Source organism: Arthrobacter sp. SE2 (assembly GCF_058244265.1).
In genome coordinates this window covers 423065-439592 of sequence record NZ_JBZAYA010000002.1, presented here as the reverse complement: position 1 = coordinate 439592, position 16528 = coordinate 423065, and the positions used below count along the sequence as shown (strand labels likewise).

Below are 16528 nucleotides of genomic sequence, written 5' to 3'. Positions count from 1 at the left end.
GCTGTTTACCTGCATTCAACGAACACAGAGACGCCCCATTGGCTCCAACTCCAGTTGCCAGTGAACCGGCCTCGTCCCTGCGTCAAGCACCAGATGGCCATCGCTGCGAGCAATACAAAAGCAAGCGCCATCAAGACGGCGAGAAACACCAGAAACCAGCCATCGTAACGAACAATCATTTCGTCAATCTTGGTTCGTGCCGCTACCATCGTGCTGCTTGCATTCAATGCGGTCGTAGTGAGCATTTCGTTCCTCCACTTCGATTTGAGCTACTGGCGGACGCCGTGTAGCCGGCAGTCGAATGCTAGGCCCGGAAAACCCCGTCTCAGTGGTCAAACGGCGAAATTAAGTGGTGGAACCGGCCAAAATACGTGCAAAATCGACGTTTCTCAGTGTGCCTGCGGCCCCGTCTACGTGTTTTAAGCAGCACAACACGTAGAAAGTGCCGCCGCCAGCAAATGCCGGGACGACAGCTAGGCACGGCCCAGAACTAGGCGTCCCCTCCGCCCACTAACCCGTCCGTGTACTGCAGCGCGATCCAGAGTTCCGCGCGCACTGGTGCCTGGTTCAGGTCGGTGTCGAGCAGTTCGGCGAGCAGTCCGATCTGGCGGCGCACGCTGTTGCGGTGCAACCCCAGCAGTTTGGCGGAGGCGTCCCAGCTGCCGTTTTCGCTCAGCCAGCCCCGGAGCACTGCCAAGAGGGGATCGCGCCGGTCGGCTTCCAAGGCAAGCACCGGTTCAAGAAGCCTCGCGGCCAGCATGGACCCGGCCTCGCGTCCCAGGAGCCCGGTGATGGACCAGGTCACCTCGTCAACTCTGGCGCTCCGCCCGCTGGACTGGACCCGTGAACGGAGCGACGTCACGCGCTGGTGTGCCGCGCCGAGCCCGGTCAGTTCCGTCGGGTCCCCGATGACCAGCCGCCAGCCGAGCTTTTCGACGTCCGCCAGGAGCGCGTCGTCCACCTTCAAGCGAGTGATCGCAGCGAATCCGTAATCGGTGATTTCCACCAATTTGGTGTCGAAGAGGCGCCGCCACTGCAACAGCTCACGCACAGGGCTGTCGCCGGCGGGCCACTCGGGGGAGTCCACCTTGATGCCTTGAACCACGCGCAGGGGAGCGGATCGCGTGGAGGACAGGCTTTGCGCGAGGAGGTCCTTGAGCCCGTTGATGTGCCGTGTCCCGCCGGTGGCAAGGCTTTCAGGGTGCAAAAGCAACGCCGTCGCCAATTGACTCGGCGCGAGCGAGCCGCTGGTCCGTTGGCGGACGAGCAACTCCAGCAACCCCACGACGGACTGCACCACGCTGTTCTGGGCGGGAGTCAGCGCAGCGTCCGAGCCCAGGATCAGGGCGCCCAGGTTGGCATCCTTGGTGCTCCGCAGCGGGTGCCCGAAAACCATCGCCGATCCCGGCTGCTCAAAGCCGTCCACTTCAACCCGCGGTCCGCTGCCCGAAAGGAGCCGTTCCAGCATGGGCTCCAGTAACGAGTGCTCGACGCCGGTGCTGCCGCCGGCAGCGTGGGCGCGCGCACGTACCCGCCCGTCCGCTCCGACGAGAAGGGCCCAGACGGGTACCTTCTGGACCAAAGCGGCGAGCAGCTCGTGTTCCGGCCGAGGGGAGAGGACTGCCCGCATGAGTTGCCTGTTGGTCTCCGCGAGCTGGCGGAAGACCTTCGCATTATCCGATTCCAGGAGTTGGGAGAACTCAAGCCCGATCGCGGCGAACGGGATGGACTCCGGGATCTCAATCAAGGTGAGCTGGTGCCGTCGGCACGCCTTGAGCAGCTCGGCCGGGACGGCGTCGAAATACGGCCTGATCCCGAACCCCAGCGCCGCCACCCTGGCCCCCACGAGCCGCTTCACGTAAGCATCCACGTTTTCCCTGGACCCGCCATCCCCAAGGAAAGGGAGCCCCGCGGTCAGCAGGAATTCTCCTTCCGGCAGGTAGGGGGTGGGATCGTCCAGTTCGCTCGGTTCAACCCAGCGCAGCAGCTCCCCGCCGCTGCCGCCGTCGTGGAGTATCTCCAACTCGGGCGGCAGCTGCTTCAGGAACTGCTCAAGCGTGACGAAGCTCAGGCGGCCGGGGGTCGGCTCAGGCGACATCGCTCGAGGCCTCCTGGTAATCGGGGCACTCGTAGGCACCGGACTCATACACGCGGGGGAGCCGCGGTGCGATTCGGTTGATGATCTCGTCGCCGTGGCTTCCGATGGCGGCGCCCCAATCATCGGCGCTCGCAGCCCCTCCGGCCGGATCGCCGAACAGGACCGCCGTGTCTCCGACCTCGATCCCAGAAGCATCGGGACCCAGGTCCACCATGAACTGGTCCATGCACACCTTGCCGATCACGGGGACTTTCCGCCCGCCGATCTGGACCAGGCTCCGGCCGCTGATGCCCTTGGGGATGCCGTCGGCGTAACCCAGGGGGATGAGTCCGAGATAGCGCGGCTCGTGCGTGATGGCCTGGTGTTCGTAGCTGACGCCAGTCCCTGCCGGAACTTTCTTGACCATGACGAGCGGTGCGGTGACGCTCAAGGCGGGGCGCAGTCCGAAGTCGGCAGGATCCAGGTGGTCCGCCGGGGCCAATCCGTAGATCGCCAGTCCGGCGCGGACCATATCGAAATGGAATTCGGGCCGGTCCAGGATGTTTGCCGAGCTCGACACGTGCCGCAGCTGCGGGTCCAGACCTGCAGCGCGCGCTTCGCGAACGGCGTCTTCGAACTCCGCCACGGCTGCCGCGTTTCCGGGGTGGGCGGGAACATCGGCCCAGGCCAAGTGGGTCCAGATGCCGCGGACCAGAACCGTGCCGTCCTGCTCGCCCTTGCGAGCCTGGGCTACGAGTTCGGGCCAGTCTTCCTTGCGTGCACCGCCGCGGCTGAGGCCGCTGTCCAGCTCCAGGTGCACGACGGCGGGGCGGCCCAATTGCCTCGCGATCCCTGCCAGGACCTCAAGTTGACCGACGCTCCCAAGCGAAACGTCGACGTCGTACTCGAGTGCCTCACGGATCGTTGCGCTGGTCTGGGATGCCAGATATAGCCACGACAGGACCGGCACGGTGATGCCCGCCTGGCGAAGTGCAATGGCTTCGCTCAACTGGGCGGTTCCCAGCCAATCAGCGCCTGCCGCCACCGCCGTCCGGGCCACATCCACGAGGCCGTGACCGTAGCCGTTCCCCTTGACGACGGCCATGAAATGCGGCGCGGCGGTGCGCTTCTTGAGTGCTTTGATGTTGTCTGAAATCGCAGACAGGTCAACGCTGACCTGCCCGGAAAGCGCCGCTTCCGGCGTCGTTTCTGATTGTGCAATACGTCTCATGGTTGATCACTATAGGTCATTTTGCACCGCCGTGAGAGCTGGCTCACAGGCTTACGGTTGTCAGGGGAAACCGCCAACTACTCTGAAGGGACGTCAACGGTGACTGTGCCTACCTCCACCCAGACCAAGCCAACGCACGCCACGAATACAGATGCCGGCAATGCCGCCCGCCGCCCGGGACTCGGTTCGCAGCTCCTGCGCCGCAAGCCGATCGGGCAGATGGTGAGCGAAGCCGGAAGCAGCGAAAGCGGTACGCCGCTCGTCCGCAGCTTCGGCGTCCTCCAACTGACGATGATCAGTGTCGGCGCGACCTTGGGCACCGGCATCCTTGTGATCCTGGGTGAATCCGTGCCGCTGGCCGGTCCCGCAGTCTGGATCTCTTTCGTGGTGGCGGGCCTCGCCGCTTTGTTCTCGGCCGTGTCCTATGCCGAAATGGCGGGCCTTGTGCCTGTTGCCGGATCCAGCTACTCCTACTCCTACGCCACGATGGGCGAGGGCATGGCCTGGATCTGCGGTTGGTGCCTCGTCCTCGAATACGCGGTCTCCGTGGCTGCCGTGGCCGTCGGCGCAGGGCAATACGTGAACGAAACCCTCGCCGCGTTCGGACAGTTCCTGCCGGACTCGATGTCCCAGCCACCGGGCAGCGGCGGCGTGGTCAACATCCCGGCCATGCTGATTGTGGTCCTCGCGATGATCCTGCTGGTGCGAGGCGCCAAGGAAAGCGCCTGGATCAACACCGCGATCGTGAGCATCAAGATTGTCATCCTGCTGTTCTTCTGCGCCGTTGCGTTCACTGCGTTCAACGCCGGGAACTTCGAACCGCTCATGCCCATGGGCGCAGCAGGCGTCTCGGCCGCCGCATCCCGGGTGTTCTTCTCGTACATCGGCTTCGACGCCGCGTCCACTGCCGGTGAAGAGGCCCGCAACCCCAAGCGCGACCTGCCCCGGGCCATCCTGCTCTCCATGGTGATCGTGACCAGCATCTACGTCCTGGTTGCCGTCGCCGCAATCGGCGCCCGCCCCTGGGAATGGTTCGGCGGCACCGAGGCGGCCCTGGTGCAAATCCTCGAGGAAACCACCCACCAGCCCTGGATCGCGCTCGTCTTCTCCATCGGAGCCGTGCTCGCCATCGCCAGCATCGTGCTGACGGTCCTCTACGGCCAGACCCGGATCCTGCTCTCCATGTCCCGCGACGGACTGGTCCCAGAGGTTTTCGGCAAGATCTCCCCGCGCACCGGCACCCCGGTGGCCGGAACGCTCATCGTGGGCACCGCCGTCGCACTCACCGCGGGGCTCGTCCCGCTCGGCGCGCTCGCCGACGCCACCAGCATCGGCACCCTCTTCGCATTCGCGCTCGTGAACGTCGCCGTCATCTACCTGCGGCGCAACCGTCCGGAGCTCAAGCGCAGCTTCCGCGTGCCGCTCTACCCGATCACCCCTGTTCTCGGCACGCTGATGTGCGCCTACCTCATGGCCAACCTGGGTGCTGACACCTGGGTGGTATTCGGGGGCTGGATGCTTGTGGGAATCGCCCTCTACTTCGGCTACGGACGCCGGAACTCGAAGGTAGCGGCCCTGAGCGAACAGGAATACCGTGAACTATCCGCCAGGGTCGCCGACCCGGAAACTGTGAAGGCAGAACTTTCATGACCATCGCCACCGAATTGCCCACGGAACCCACACCCCGCCCAGGGGATGCCGGAATTTCCCAAGCAACGCCGGCCGACGCTCCCATCACCATGCTGAACCCGGACTTCCCGTTCAGCTACGACCACTACCTGGCCCACCCCGACGGCCTGGCGGTTGTTCCGCCGGAGCTGTACGGCACGGAGGTCGCGGTGATCGGTGCCGGCCTCTCGGGACTCGTCACAGCATACGAGCTCATGAAGCTCGGGCTGCGCCCCGTGGTCTACGAGGCCGACCAGATCGGGGGGCGGCTGCGCACCGCGAGCTTCCCGTCGGCTCCCGGAGTGGTGGCAGACCTCGGAGGCATGCGATTCCCCGTCTCCGGCAAGGCGTTCTACCACTACGTGGATCTCCTCGGCCTGGACACCCAGGAATTCCCCAACCCCCTCGCGCCTGCAACATCAAGCACCGTGATCGAGTTGGCCGGGCAGAAGCACTACGCCGCCACCTCTGCTGAGCTGCCGGAGTTCTTCCACGAGGTTGCCGCAGCGTGGAAGGCCGCAGTGAATGACGGCGCTGCGTTGCAGGAAATGCAGGAGGCGATCCGTGCCCGCGACACCAAGCGGATCAAGGAGCTGTGGAACGAGCTGCTACCGCTCCTGGATGAGCAGACTTTCTACGGCTTCATCGCCGCAAGCAAGTCCTTCAAGGAGGCCGGATTCGCGCACCGCGAGGCCTTCGGGCAGGTAGGTTTCGGCACCGGCGGCTGGGACACCGATTTCCCCAACTCCATCCTCGAAATCCTGCGCGTCGTCTACACCGACGCCGATGACCAGCACCGGCTCATCACCGGGGGAGCGCAACGGCTCCCCGAGGCACTGTGGCACCACGCGCCGTCGGGCATGGCTCACTGGCCCGAAGGCACGTCGCTCGCATCGTTGCATTCCGGTTCCCCTCGCGGAGCCGTGGACCGCATCGAGCGCGGAGAGAACGGCGATCTCATGGTGCGCGAACGTTGGGGCCGCGAAACCGGCTACCCCGCCGTCGTGACCACGTGCCAGTCCTGGCTGCTGTCCACTCGCATCCACACCCAGGAAGCGTTGTTCCCCTCCGAACTGTGGACCGCGATCGAGCGCTCGCACTACATGCAGTCGTCCAAGACCTTCGTGATGGTGGACCGGCCGTTCTGGAAGGACATCGACCCCGAAACGGGCCGCGAAGTGTTGTCCATGACGCTGACCGACCGGCTTAACCGGGCAACGTACCTGCTCGACGACGGCCCGGACAAGCCTGCTGTCATCCTGCTTTCCTACACGTGGAACGACGACGCCTTGAAGTGGCTCTCGCTCAGCGCCGAGGAACGCGTCAAGCTCATGCTTCACTCGCTCGAGCAGATCTACCCCGGTGTGGACATTGCGAGCCACATCGTGGGCCAGCCCATCACCGTTTCCTGGGAGGCCGACCCCAACTTCATGGGTGCCTTCAAGGCCAACCTGCCCGGGCACTACCGCTACCAGCAGCGACTGTTCACGCACTTCAAGCAGGACAAGCTGCCGGAGAGCCAGCGGGGCATCTTCCTGGCCGGCGACGACGTCTCGTTCACCGCAGGCTGGGCCGAAGGCGCCGTCACCACGGGGCTCAACGCTGTGTGGGGCGTGGTGAACCATCTTGGTGGTTCGTCCGTGGCAGGCAACCCCGGTCCCGGTGACTTGTTGGACGAGCTGGGTCCGATCAGCCTGGACTAGCTTTGCGCGTGCATCTCGCGGTGCGCCGCCGCTAGCTCCCGGTAGTGGGCCGCGTTGCGCTTCACGCCGTCGAGCTCTTCCTCGCTCAGTTCGCGGCGCACTTTGGCGGGCACCCCGGCAACCAGGGAGCGCGGCGGGATGACAGTTCCTTCAAGCACGACGGCGCCTGCGGCCACAAGCGAACCGGTACCGATGACGGCTCCGTTCAGGATGGTGGCGCTCATGCCGATGAGGCAGTCGTCCTCCACGGTGCATCCGTGGACGACGGCGCTGTGCCCGACGCTGACGCGCTCGCCGACGGTGCAGGGGAATCCGGGGTCGGCGTGCAGGACTACATTGTCCTGGAGGTTCGAGCCGGCACCGACGCTGATTGCGGCGGTGTCGGCACGGACGGACACACCATAGAAGGCGCTGGAGTCCGCGCCGAGGGTGGCTTTGCCGATGATGGAAGCCGTGGGTGCCACGAAGGCGGTGTCATGGATGGCCGGGGTATCCCCGGCGAACGTGTAAATGGGAGCCATGGGGCAAGCCTAGAACACGCTGGTCCCAACCCAACTGACTCGCAGTAGGTGTCGTTTTGACGCCTCATAACGACACCAACTGCTAGTCAGTTGGGCCGGAAGGCGTCCGGAGGACCAGGAACTGGTAATGCTGGGTCCAATGACCCGCACCGGGTCCAGACTCGGCTCCCGTTCCCTCGGGCCAGGTTTCAAAGTGTTCCACCGTGCCGTGCGCACCAAAGATGCGGCGCAGGGTGTCATCGCTCCGCCGGCTGAAGAACCGCCGCGGCTCGTCCTGGTCCTCGGGGTTGAGGACTTCTTCATCGTCACCGGACCAGAGCCCGACGGCGATCGGCGCACCAGCCGCGCTGACCCGCACGAGTTCACGGACGACGTCGTGGATTACCGCGTTGTTGACGTGCAGGAGGGTGCTCATGGTCCACACTGCCGGGAACGCGGCGTCGGCGAACGGCAGGGACCGGCCGCTGGCTACGCTGGTGTCCAGACCCTTGGCACGGGCGACGTGGATGCTCTCTTCGGAGAGGTCTACTCCGGTGTAATGCAGGCCTGCTCGAACGAACTCCAGTCCTTCCACGCCGGTACCGCAGCCGAGTTCGAACAGTGAGTGCCTGTGTTCCTCCTTGAGCAGGCGAATGAACCACTCGCGGCATTCCGTCCGATGCGGCGTCAGGGCCCGGGTGTTCCCGAAAGGGGCCTGCCGGTCGTAGTAGACGAGGTCCGCTTCGTGGTCGGCGCTTTCGTTACTGAATGCCTTGCGGGTGCCGTCCATGCACCCAGCGTAGAACACCCAACTGACTAGCAGTAGGTGTCGTTATGAGGCGTCAAAGCGGCATTAAGTGCGAGTCAGTTGGGTGGGCCGGGAGCGCTAGTTGAACACCACCGTGCGGGTGCCGTCGAGCAGGACACGGTGTTCGGCGTGCCACTGCACCGCCTGTGCCAGCGTGCGGCCCTCGACGTCGCGGCCCATCTGCACGAATTGCTCGGCCGTGCGGGCATGGTCCACGCGGATGACTTCCTGCTCGATGATCGGGCCCTCGTCGAGGTCCGCCGTGACGTAGTGGGCGGTGGCGCCGATGATCTTCACGCCCCGGGCATGCGCCTGGTGGTAGGGCTTCGCGCCCTTGAAGGACGGCAGGAAGGAGTGATGGATGTTGATGGCCTTGCCGCTGAGCTCGGTGCACAGCTCGTTGGAGAGGATCTGCATGTAGCGCGCCAGAACGGTGAGCTCGATGCCGTGCTCATGGATGAGCTCGAGCAGCTTCGCCTCGGCCTGGGGTTTGGTGTCCGGAGTGACAGGGATGTAGTGGAAGGGGATCCCGTAGAACTCCGCAAGACCTTCCAGGTCCCGGTGGTTGGACACGATGGCCGGCACCTCGATGGGGAGGGTGCCAGTGCGCTGCTGGAAGAGCAGATCGTTGAGGCAGTGTGCGTCCTTTGATCCCAGGATCAGGGTACGGACCTTCTGGCCCACCGGGTTGATCTGCCATTTCATGCCGAATGCTTCTGCCACCGGGGCCAGCGCCGAACTCAGTTCGGCCTCGGTCGAGGACGTCGTGGCTTCCACCCGCATGAAGAAGTTTCCCGTGCTGGGGCTGCCGTATTGCTGGGAATCGGCGATGTTGCAGCCGGCCTCCAACAAAGCGCCTGCAACGGCGTGCACAATTCCGGGCCGGTCCGGGCAGGACAGGGTTACAACAAAAGACGTAGGCAGGGTGGAGTCAGTCACACGATCAAGCCTACCGTTGCGCACCTGTTGTACTGTTTAAGTCGTCGCGACTGGCGTTGGGTGGTGTACCACCAGGGAGCGGCATTGATGAAGACCACGGATCGTACGCCTGGGCCGAGGGTCACGTTTTACCGCCGCTGTGCCATGCCCCGTAATCAAAGGCATGGAAAAAACCCAGCCGGTAGCCTGACCTGTAGAAATACCCGTTGCCTATCCAGGAGATCTTCGTGACCACCACCACCATCACCTCCGCGACCATCAGCAACCAGCCGCTTTCCGAGCTCGACCCCGAGATCGCAGCAGTTCTGGAACAGGAACTCGGCCGCCAGCGCGGCACCCTGGAAATGATCGCTTCTGAGAACTTTGCGCCCCGCGCCGTCATGGAGGCCCAGGGCTCGGTCCTGACCAACAAGTACGCCGAAGGCTACCCGGGCCGCCGCTACTACGGCGGCTGCGAATACGTGGACATCGCCGAGCAACTGGCCATCGACCGCGTGAAGGCGCTCTTCGGCGCTGAGTACGCCAACGTCCAGCCGCACTCGGGTGCGCAGGCCAACGCCGCAGCCCTGTCCGCCATGATCACTCCTGGTGACAAGATCCTCGGCCTTTCCCTCGCCCACGGTGGCCACCTGACCCACGGCATGAAGCTCAACTTCTCCGGCAAGCTTTACAACGTAGCTGCCTACCAGGTTGAAGAAGACAACTTCCGCGTGGACATGGACAAGCTCCGCGAACAGGCCATTGCCGAGAAGCCGCAGGTCATCATCGCCGGCTGGTCCGCTTACCCGCGCCACCTCGACTTCGCAGCTTTCCGTTCCATCGCCGACGAGGTTGGCGCGCTCCTCTGGACGGACATGGCCCACTTTGCGGGTCTTGTCGCAGCAGGCCTGCACCCGAGCCCGGTGCCGCACTCCGACGTCGTCACCTCCACGGTGCACAAGACGCTAGCTGGACCCCGTTCCGGTGTGATCCTCGCCAAGCAGGAGTGGGCTAAGAAGCTCAACTCCAACGTGTTCCCGGGCCAGCAGGGCGGGCCGCTCATGCACGTGATCGCCGCCAAGGCTGTTGCCTTCAAGATCGCTGCCGGCGAGGAATTCAAGGAGCGCCAGGAGCGCGTCCTCGAAGGCGCCAAGATCATCGCCGATCGCCTCAACCAGGCCGATGTCGCCGAAGCAGGCGTTTCTGTGCTGACCGGCGGCACCGACGTCCACTTGGTCCTCGTGGACCTGCGCAACTCGCAGCTGGACGGCCAGCAGGCCGAAGACCTCCTCCACTCGGTGGGCATTACCGTCAACCGCAACGCCGTTCCGTTCGACCCCCGCCCGCCGATGGTCACCTCCGGCCTGCGCATCGGTACGCCGGCCCTGGCTACCCGCGGCTTCGGTGCCACCGAATTCACCGAAGTTGCCGAGATCATCGCTTCGGCGCTGAAGGCCGGCTCCGCTACCGACGTTGAAGCCTTGCAGGCCCGGGTCGACAAGCTGGCTGCAGACTTCCCGCTGTACCCGCAGCACGAGCAGTGGTGAACCCGTCCATGGCGCAGACCGCGAAGATCCTTGACGGCAAGGCCGCCGCCGCCGCCATTAAGTCTGAGCTGACTGAGCGTGTCGCTGCCCTGAGGGCCCGCGGCGTAACTCCGGGCATTGCCACTGTGCTCGTAGGTGCGGACCCTGCCTCGCAGCTTTACGTGTCCATGAAGCACAAGCAGTCTGTGGAGATCGGGATGAACTCGATCCAGCGTGAGCTTCCGGCGGACGCCACCCAGGCCCAGGTTGAGGCCCTGATCGACGAACTCAATGCGGATCCCGCCTGCCACGGTTACATCGTGCAGCTGCCGCTGCCCAAGCACCTGGACACCGACGCCATCCTCGAGCGGATCGACCCCGCCAAGGATGCCGACGGCCTGCACCCGACCAACCTGGGCCGGTTGGTGCTCAACGTCAACGGAGAGATCACCTCGCCGCTGCCGTGCACACCCCGCGGCGTCATCGAGCTCCTGGAGCGCAACGGCTACAGCCTCGCCGGCAAGCACGTTGTGGTGGTCGGCCGCGGCGTCACGATCGGCCGCTCGATCGGCCTGCTGCTCACCCGGCGGGCCGTGAACGCCACCGTGACGCTGACGCACACCGGCACCAAGAACCTCTCGGAGCTGCTGCGGCAGGCGGACGTGATTGTGGGCGCGGCGGGTGCCAAGCACATCGTCAAGGCTGCGGACGTGAAGCCGGGCGCGGCCGTGCTCGACGTCGGTGTCACCCGTGAAACCGACCCCGAGACGGGCAAGAGCAAGGTCCACGGCGACATCGATCCCGCCGTTGCCGACGTGGCGGGCTGGATATCGCCGAACCCCGGCGGAGTGGGTCCCATGACTGTGGCGCTGCTCATGACCAACGTGGTCGAAGCCGCGGAACGCCAATTGGCCGCGGGAAGCGCCTCCGGCATCGCCTAGTTCCGGATTTCAGCAGGTAGGGCGCCTACTCCCGCGGGAGTAGGCGCCCTACCTCGTTAACCCGACGACGTCGGCGCCCTCCGCGGCTAGGCTCGGAGCATGCAGCGGCGTTTCCAGGGTCCGCCCACGAGTTTCATCGTGATTGCGGTGGCCCTGATCCAGGTCTTGGGGACTGTATTTTCGGCGAGCCATCAGGCTTCCCTGCGCCCCTTGGACCCGCTCGCCTTCATGCTGCTGTTGGCGGGCCCCGCGGCCTTGGCTTTCCGGACCCGCAGGCCCGCGGTCATGCTGCCGATCACCCTCGCGGCCACGTCCAGCTATTTACTCCTCGGTTACGCCTGGGGTCCGATTGTGCTGTCCCTGGCTTTCTCGATCGTCCTCACCGCCGCCGCAGGGCTGCGCTGGCAGGCCTGGCTTGGGGCGGGAATTTGCGCTGCAGCCGTCGTTCTGATGGCGGTCCTCGCAGGGGATGAGACAGGGCTGGTCCGGGCCTCTGCCGGTGTTGCCTGGGCGGCGATCCTTGTCCTGATCGGTGAAGGCTTCCGACGGCGGGGCGAGCGGATGGCCGAATACCGACGACGGCGGGAGGCCGCGAAACAGGCCGAACGGGACGAGTACCGTCTCACGCTCGCCCGCGATATCCACGATGTGGTGGCCCACTCCCTGTCGATGATCAACGTCCAGGCTTCCGTGGCGCTCCATCTGGGAACGAACGATCCCGAGAAGCTCCGCCCGGCGCTGGAAGCCATCAAGGCAGCGAGCAAGGAATCCCTGGCCGAAGTCCGTCAGCTCCTCGGTGTGCTGCGCGACGACGCCCCGCTGAGTCCCGCGGCGCCACCAAGCCTGGGGCGGATCCCGGAACTCGTGGACGACGCGAGGCGAGGCGGCCTGGAGGTGCGGTTCGAAAACTCGGTAGAGGCGGACAGGGCAGACACAGCGCAGCAGGAAGCCGCCTACCGGATCGTCCAGGAAGCCCTTAGCAACGTCCGCAGGCACGCCGGCGCGGCGTCCGCCGTCGTACTTCTGGAATTGGCCGGGAATGCGCTCAGGGTGAGGATCGACGACGACGGCGGCGGCCTCCGGGGAGCTCCCGCAGGGAACGGGCTCAGGGGCATGCGGGAGCGCGTCGAGGCCCTTGGTGGCACGCTTGGCCTGACGCCGCTGGAGCCCGGGCTGCGCGTGGAAGCGAACCTCCCTCTGAACTCCAACAAGGGAGAACGCCAGCCATGATCCGTTTGCTGTTAGCCGACGACCAGAACCTTATCCGGGCGGGATTCCGGGCGCTCCTGGACGCTGAACCGGACATGGAAGTGGTAGCGGAAGCGGGTACCGGCCGGGATGCCGTCAGGCTGGCCGAGCGTGAGGCGCCCGACGTCGTGCTCATGGACATCCGCATGCCTGATGGCGACGGGCTCGCCGCAACGCGGCAAATCCTGGCCAACCCCCGCCTTGCGCACACCCGCATCATCATCCTCACCACGTTTGAGCTGGACGAATACATCGCCGAGGCCGTGCGCGCGGGTGCTGCCGGCTTCCTCGTCAAGGACACCGAACCGGAGGAACTGATCCGCGCCGTGCGGGTAGTGCACGACGGCGACGCGCTCCTTTCGCCATCCGTGACACGCCGCATCATGGCCCAGCTCGCCCTGCACAGCAAAGCTGCGTCGAAGACAGTGCCCCTGGGCCAAATCACCGAGCGCGAACGGGAAGTCCTGGCGCTGGTAGGCGAGGGCCTGAACAACGCAGAGATCGCCGAGCGGCTGTTCATCACCCCGCTGACAGCGAAGACGCACGTTTCACGGATCATGACCAAACTGCTGGTCCGGGACCGTGCGCAATTGGTGGTGCTGGCGTACGAATCCGGATTGGTCCGGCCGGGCTGGAGCAGCTAGCCCCGGCCCGTAGTCTCCCGGGGGAGTAGGCGGCAGGGCGGAAGTGACTCCCTGTGGCCGACGCCTTTCGATGGGCCAAAAACCAGACTGGAACCAGAGCCGAGATACGGCCTGTTGAGAGTTTGGACTGGACATGTTGACATCACTGAGTACCACCATCGGCGCCGCGGCCGCGCAGCTTCCCGCCGACGTCGTCCATGGGCCGGGGGACGGATTCGTCTTCTGGCCGTTTTTCCTCCTGATCCCGCTGTTTTGGTTCCTGGTCATCGGTTGCTTCATCTTCTTCGGCCGCCGGATGTGGCGCCGGAACCACTACTGGGCAGCAACCCAGGGCGCCGAAAGCGTGCTGAGGGAGCGCTACGCACGCGGGGAAATCGACGAGACCGAGTACCGCCAGCGCCTGGAAGTTCTGCGGGCACATCCGACAAAGTGAGGAACCGGCGGATTCTGCTGGATCATTCGTCTGGATAAACCATCAGGCCTTGGAATCACGCGGTTCCAGGGCCTGAGGTGCCGAATGATCCAGCAGAATGCCGCGCAGGGTCCAGAGGTTTAATCCAGAAAATTGCGGAATACCTCTTTCACGTATTCCTTGGCTCTACTAGTCTGCTGGGGTGCACAATGAAGCCACCCGCTCTTTCTCCACGTCAGCCAGCTTCCAGATGAACCCACCCGCAGTCATCACAGCCGAAAACCTCACCAAGAGCTACGGCGAGCTCACCGCCGTCGACGGTATCTCGTTCGAGGTTCCGGCAGGGGAGTCCTTCGGCCTGCTCGGCCCCAACGGCGCCGGCAAATCGACCACCATGAAAATGATCGGCGGAGTCTCCCAGCGCACGTCCGGGAAGCTCAGCATCATGGGCCTGGACCCGGAAACCCATGGGCCGGAAGTCCGTGCGCACCTCGGGGTGGTGCCGCAGCAGGACAACCTGGACGAGGAACTGAAGGTCCGCGAAAACCTGATTGTCTACGGCCGCTACTTCGGCCTGCCCTTGAGCTACTTGCGTCCCAAGGCCGATGAGCTGCTCGAGTTCGCCCAGCTGACAGACAAAGCCAAGTCCAGGGTCGATGCCCTCTCGGGCGGCATGAAACGGCGTCTCACCATTGCCCGCTCGCTCATCAACGAGCCCAAGATCCTGCTCCTGGACGAACCCACTACGGGACTGGACCCGCAGGCCCGGCACATCCTTTGGGACAGGCTGTTCAGGCTCAAGGAACAAGGCGTCACGCTGATCCTCACCACGCACTACATGGACGAGGCCGAACAGCTTTGCGACCGGCTGATTGTGGTGGACAAGGGCCGGATCATGGCCGAGGGCTCTCCGGCCAGCCTGATCCGCGAATATTCCACGCGCGAGGTGCTGGAACTCCGCTTCGGTTCGGAACGCAACGCCACCATCGGCGTCGAACTCGCGGGCATCGGCGAACGCGTCGAGACGCTACCGGACCGCGTGCTCATCTACGCGAACGACGGCGAATCGGCCCTGGAGCAAGTCTCCGCGCGACGGCTTCGTCCCCTCACTTCGCTCGTGCGGCGTTCTTCGCTGGAGGACGTCTTCCTCCGGCTGACCGGACGGAGCCTCGTTGACTAGCGCCCACTCACCGGCCGTTTCAGCAAGCCGGGCGAAGCGCTGGGGATCCTTCTTCTATGCCGAGCAGGTCCTGCGGGTGATGCGTGGCTACGGCTGGTCCGTGTTCTTGTACAGCGTGGGACAACCGGTGGCCTATCTGTTCGCGATGGGCATCGGGCTGGCGAGCCTGGTGGACGCGAACAGCGCGGCGGTGTTTGGTGAAGTGAACTATTTGACCTTCATCGCGCCGGCGCTGTTGGTCTCATCCGCGGTCATGACCGCGTCGGGCGACTTTTCCTACCCGATCATGGACGGCTTCAAATGGCGCCGCGTGTTCTACGGCCCGCACGCCTCCCCGTTGGTACCGCAGCAGATCGCCGCGGGCCACATCATGGCAAGTGCCTTGAAGTTCCTCGTTCAATCAGTGGTGTACTTCGCCATCGTGGCCATGTTCGGGGCCTCGCCGAGTCCGTGGGGCTGGGTGTCGGCGATAGTTGCCACAGTGGCCGGTTTGTCCTTCGGGCTGCCGCTCATGGCCTATGCCTCGAGCATCACCAAAGACTCCGGCCAATTCGCGTTGGTGCAGCGATTCATCGTGGTGCCTCTGTTCCTGTTTTCGGGCACCTTCTTCCCGCTGGATTCGCTGCCCCTTGGGGTGCGCTGGATCGGTTGGATCTCCCCGGTGTGGCACGGTACGCAGCTGGGCCGCGTCTTCACCTATGGACTCGAGGAGAATCCTTTGTTGACCCTGACCCACGTCCTGTTCCTTGTGGGCGCCGCCGCTGCAGGTTGGACGCTGACGCGGCGCCAGTTCGTCAGGAGGATGGGGGCATGAGCGTTCTTACCGGGGGCCACAGCGCCACTGACGCTGCCCGTGAGCGTACCTTCGGCCCTCTGTACTCCCGCAACGCGCTGGCTGTTGTGTCCCGGGGCCTCATGGCAGCGAAAAGCAGCACCTGGTTGATCCTCGTCTCCGGGTTCTTCGAGCCGGTGCTGTACCTGATTGCCATGGGCGTGGGACTCGGCCCGATTGTGGGTACCGTGGCGGGACCGGGCGGCCAGGAAATCAGTTATGCGGCCTACATCGCTCCCGCGCTCCTGGCCGTATCCGCCATGAACGGCGCCGTCTATGACTCCACCTGGAACGTCTTCTTCAAGATGAACTTCGCCAAGCTGTACCAGGGAATGCTCTACACGTCCCTCGGGCCGCTGGACGTAGCCATCGGGGAAATCTTCCTGGCCCTGCTGCGCGGACTCCTGTATGCCACGGGGTTCACCGCCGTCATGGCCGTCATGGGACTCATCACCACGCCATGGGCCATTCTCGTCATTCCGGCCTCGGTGCTGATCGCTTTCGGCTTTGCGAGTTTCGGCATGGGCATCACCAGCTTCATGAAGACTTTCCAACAGATGGACTGGATCAACTTCTTCATGCTGCCCATGTTCCTTTTCAGCGCCACCTTCTACCCGCTGAGCGTCTATCCGCAATACATCCAGTGGCTCATCCAAGCGATGCCGCTATGGCACGGCGTGGAACTCCTGCGGCAAATCAGCATCGGTTCCTTCAGCCCGGCCACGGCAGTCCATATCGCCTACTACCTCGTGATGATCGCCCTCGGCATCACGCTCACTACCGGAAGGTTGCGCAAGCTCTTCCTGAAATAGCCGGGCAGGCTGTTCGCCGGGGGTGGAA

General features: G+C 64.6%; 16 protein-coding genes and 1 riboswitch. Of the genes, 10 read left to right on the top strand and 6 right to left on the bottom strand.

Annotation, left to right across the window (positions count from 1 at the left end):
* Nucleotides 1-5: 5 nt before the first annotated feature.
* From AC4CS3_RS04720 to alr, 3 genes are all read right to left on the bottom strand, one after another.
* Nucleotides 6-245, bottom strand: coding sequence for a hypothetical protein (locus AC4CS3_RS04720; protein ID WP_490782409.1), 240 nt, complete (start codon nt 243-245; stop codon nt 6-8).
* A 245-nt stretch (nt 246-490) separates the two neighbouring features.
* On the bottom strand, nt 491-2098 hold the full coding sequence (locus tag AC4CS3_RS04715; RefSeq protein WP_490782408.1) for a PucR family transcriptional regulator: 1608 nt from the start codon (nt 2096-2098) through the stop codon (nt 491-493).
* Entirely contained in the window at nt 2088-3308 is a 1221-nt protein-coding gene (gene alr / locus AC4CS3_RS04710) for an alanine racemase (RefSeq protein ID WP_490782407.1), read from the bottom strand. Before alr ends, AC4CS3_RS04715 begins: the two co-directional genes overlap by 11 nt.
* 219 nt (nt 3309-3527) lie before the next feature.
* On the opposite strand from alr, the gene AC4CS3_RS04705 reads away from it, so the two are divergent.
* Both AC4CS3_RS04705 and AC4CS3_RS04700 read left to right on the top strand, forming a co-directional pair.
* Nucleotides 3528-4958 carry an amino acid permease gene (locus tag AC4CS3_RS04705; RefSeq protein WP_490782450.1) on the top strand — a complete coding sequence of 477 codons (1431 nt, stop codon included), beginning with the start codon at nt 3528-3530 and terminating at the stop codon, nt 4956-4958.
* Entirely contained in the window at nt 4955-6679 is a 1725-nt protein-coding gene (locus AC4CS3_RS04700; RefSeq protein ID WP_490782406.1) for a flavin monoamine oxidase family protein, read from the top strand. The genes AC4CS3_RS04705 and AC4CS3_RS04700 overlap by 4 nt, the downstream gene beginning before the upstream one ends.
* Here AC4CS3_RS04700 and AC4CS3_RS04695 read toward each other — a convergent pair.
* The 3 genes from AC4CS3_RS04695 to purU form a co-directional block, all read right to left on the bottom strand.
* Nucleotides 6676-7200: a gamma carbonic anhydrase family protein gene (locus tag AC4CS3_RS04695; protein ID WP_490782405.1), complete on the bottom strand. Its 525-nt coding sequence runs from the start codon at nt 7198-7200 to the stop codon at nt 6676-6678. The two genes, AC4CS3_RS04700 and AC4CS3_RS04695, sit on opposite strands and share 4 nt — an antisense overlap.
* Nucleotides 7201-7282: 82 nt before the next feature.
* Nucleotides 7283-7969 carry a class I SAM-dependent methyltransferase gene (locus AC4CS3_RS04690; RefSeq protein ID WP_490782404.1) on the bottom strand — a complete coding sequence of 229 codons (687 nt, stop codon included), beginning with the start codon at nt 7967-7969 and terminating at the stop codon, nt 7283-7285.
* 96 nt (nt 7970-8065) lie between these two features.
* Nucleotides 8066-8926 carry a formyltetrahydrofolate deformylase gene (purU, locus tag AC4CS3_RS04685; protein ID WP_490782403.1) on the bottom strand — a complete coding sequence of 287 codons (861 nt, stop codon included), beginning with the start codon at nt 8924-8926 and terminating at the stop codon, nt 8066-8068.
* Between the two features lie 36 nt (nt 8927-8962).
* Nucleotides 8963-9048, top strand: a riboswitch (ZMP/ZTP riboswitch).
* Between the two features lie 90 nt (nt 9049-9138).
* On the opposite strand from purU, the gene glyA reads away from it, so the two are divergent.
* The 8 genes from glyA to AC4CS3_RS04645 all read left to right on the top strand — a co-directional run bounded on the left by glyA (nt 9139) and on the right by AC4CS3_RS04645 (nt 16500).
* Nucleotides 9139-10452 (top strand): serine hydroxymethyltransferase, encoded by a 1314-nt coding sequence (gene glyA, locus AC4CS3_RS04680; protein WP_490782449.1) that lies wholly within the window; start codon nt 9139-9141, stop codon nt 10450-10452.
* Between the two features lie 8 nt (nt 10453-10460).
* Nucleotides 10461-11372 (top strand): bifunctional methylenetetrahydrofolate dehydrogenase/methenyltetrahydrofolate cyclohydrolase, encoded by a 912-nt coding sequence (locus AC4CS3_RS04675; RefSeq protein ID WP_490782402.1) that lies wholly within the window; start codon nt 10461-10463, stop codon nt 11370-11372.
* Between the two features lie 99 nt (nt 11373-11471).
* On the top strand, nt 11472-12602 hold the full coding sequence (locus AC4CS3_RS04670) for a sensor histidine kinase (RefSeq protein WP_490782401.1): 1131 nt from the start codon (nt 11472-11474) through the stop codon (nt 12600-12602).
* Nucleotides 12599-13264 carry a response regulator transcription factor gene (locus AC4CS3_RS04665; protein ID WP_437772850.1) on the top strand — a complete coding sequence of 222 codons (666 nt, stop codon included), beginning with the start codon at nt 12599-12601 and terminating at the stop codon, nt 13262-13264. Before AC4CS3_RS04670 ends, AC4CS3_RS04665 begins: the two co-directional genes overlap by 4 nt.
* Nucleotides 13265-13397: 133 nt before the next feature.
* A complete protein-coding gene (locus AC4CS3_RS04660) occupies nt 13398-13697 on the top strand; it encodes an SHOCT domain-containing protein (RefSeq protein ID WP_345450074.1) in 300 nt (99 codons plus the stop codon).
* Nucleotides 13698-13926: 229 nt separating this feature from the next.
* Nucleotides 13927-14856 carry an ABC transporter ATP-binding protein gene (locus AC4CS3_RS04655; RefSeq protein WP_437773973.1) on the top strand — a complete coding sequence of 310 codons (930 nt, stop codon included), beginning with the start codon at nt 13927-13929 and terminating at the stop codon, nt 14854-14856.
* Nucleotides 14849-15670, top strand: coding sequence for an ABC transporter permease (locus tag AC4CS3_RS04650; RefSeq protein ID WP_490782400.1), 822 nt, complete (start codon nt 14849-14851; stop codon nt 15668-15670). The genes AC4CS3_RS04655 and AC4CS3_RS04650 overlap by 8 nt, the downstream gene beginning before the upstream one ends.
* Nucleotides 15667-16500 (top strand): ABC transporter permease, encoded by an 834-nt coding sequence (locus AC4CS3_RS04645; protein ID WP_490782399.1) that lies wholly within the window; start codon nt 15667-15669, stop codon nt 16498-16500. Before AC4CS3_RS04650 ends, AC4CS3_RS04645 begins: the two co-directional genes overlap by 4 nt.
* The last annotated feature ends 28 nt before the right edge of the window (nt 16501-16528 follow it).

Excerpts from the sequence above, each read along its gene's own strand:
- AC4CS3_RS04675 (WP_490782402.1), top strand. The coding sequence starts at position 10,461 with ATGGCGCAGACCGCGAAGATCCTTGACGGCAAGGCCGCCGCCGCCGCC.
- AC4CS3_RS04655 (WP_437773973.1), top strand. The coding sequence starts at position 13,927 with ATGAACCCACCCGCAGTCATCACAGCCGAAAACCTCACCAAGAGCTAC.
- AC4CS3_RS04660 (WP_345450074.1), top strand. The coding sequence starts at position 13,398 with ATGTTGACATCACTGAGTACCACCATCGGCGCCGCGGCCGCGCAGCTT.
- alr (WP_490782407.1), bottom strand. The coding sequence starts at position 3,308 with ATGAGACGTATTGCACAATCAGAAACGACGCCGGAAGCGGCGCTTTCC.
- AC4CS3_RS04665 (WP_437772850.1), top strand. The coding sequence starts at position 12,599 with ATGATCCGTTTGCTGTTAGCCGACGACCAGAACCTTATCCGGGCGGGA.
- AC4CS3_RS04720 (WP_490782409.1), bottom strand. The coding sequence starts at position 245 with ATGCTCACTACGACCGCATTGAATGCAAGCAGCACGATGGTAGCGGCA.
- AC4CS3_RS04695 (WP_490782405.1), bottom strand. The coding sequence starts at position 7,200 with ATGGCTCCCATTTACACGTTCGCCGGGGATACCCCGGCCATCCATGAC.
- AC4CS3_RS04690 (WP_490782404.1), bottom strand. The coding sequence starts at position 7,969 with ATGGACGGCACCCGCAAGGCATTCAGTAACGAAAGCGCCGACCACGAA.
- AC4CS3_RS04645 (WP_490782399.1), top strand. The coding sequence starts at position 15,667 with ATGAGCGTTCTTACCGGGGGCCACAGCGCCACTGACGCTGCCCGTGAG.
- AC4CS3_RS04700 (WP_490782406.1), top strand. The coding sequence starts at position 4,955 with ATGACCATCGCCACCGAATTGCCCACGGAACCCACACCCCGCCCAGGG.
- AC4CS3_RS04670 (WP_490782401.1), top strand. The coding sequence starts at position 11,472 with ATGCAGCGGCGTTTCCAGGGTCCGCCCACGAGTTTCATCGTGATTGCG.
- AC4CS3_RS04715 (WP_490782408.1), bottom strand. The coding sequence starts at position 2,098 with ATGTCGCCTGAGCCGACCCCCGGCCGCCTGAGCTTCGTCACGCTTGAG.
- AC4CS3_RS04705 (WP_490782450.1), top strand. The coding sequence starts at position 3,528 with ATGGTGAGCGAAGCCGGAAGCAGCGAAAGCGGTACGCCGCTCGTCCGC.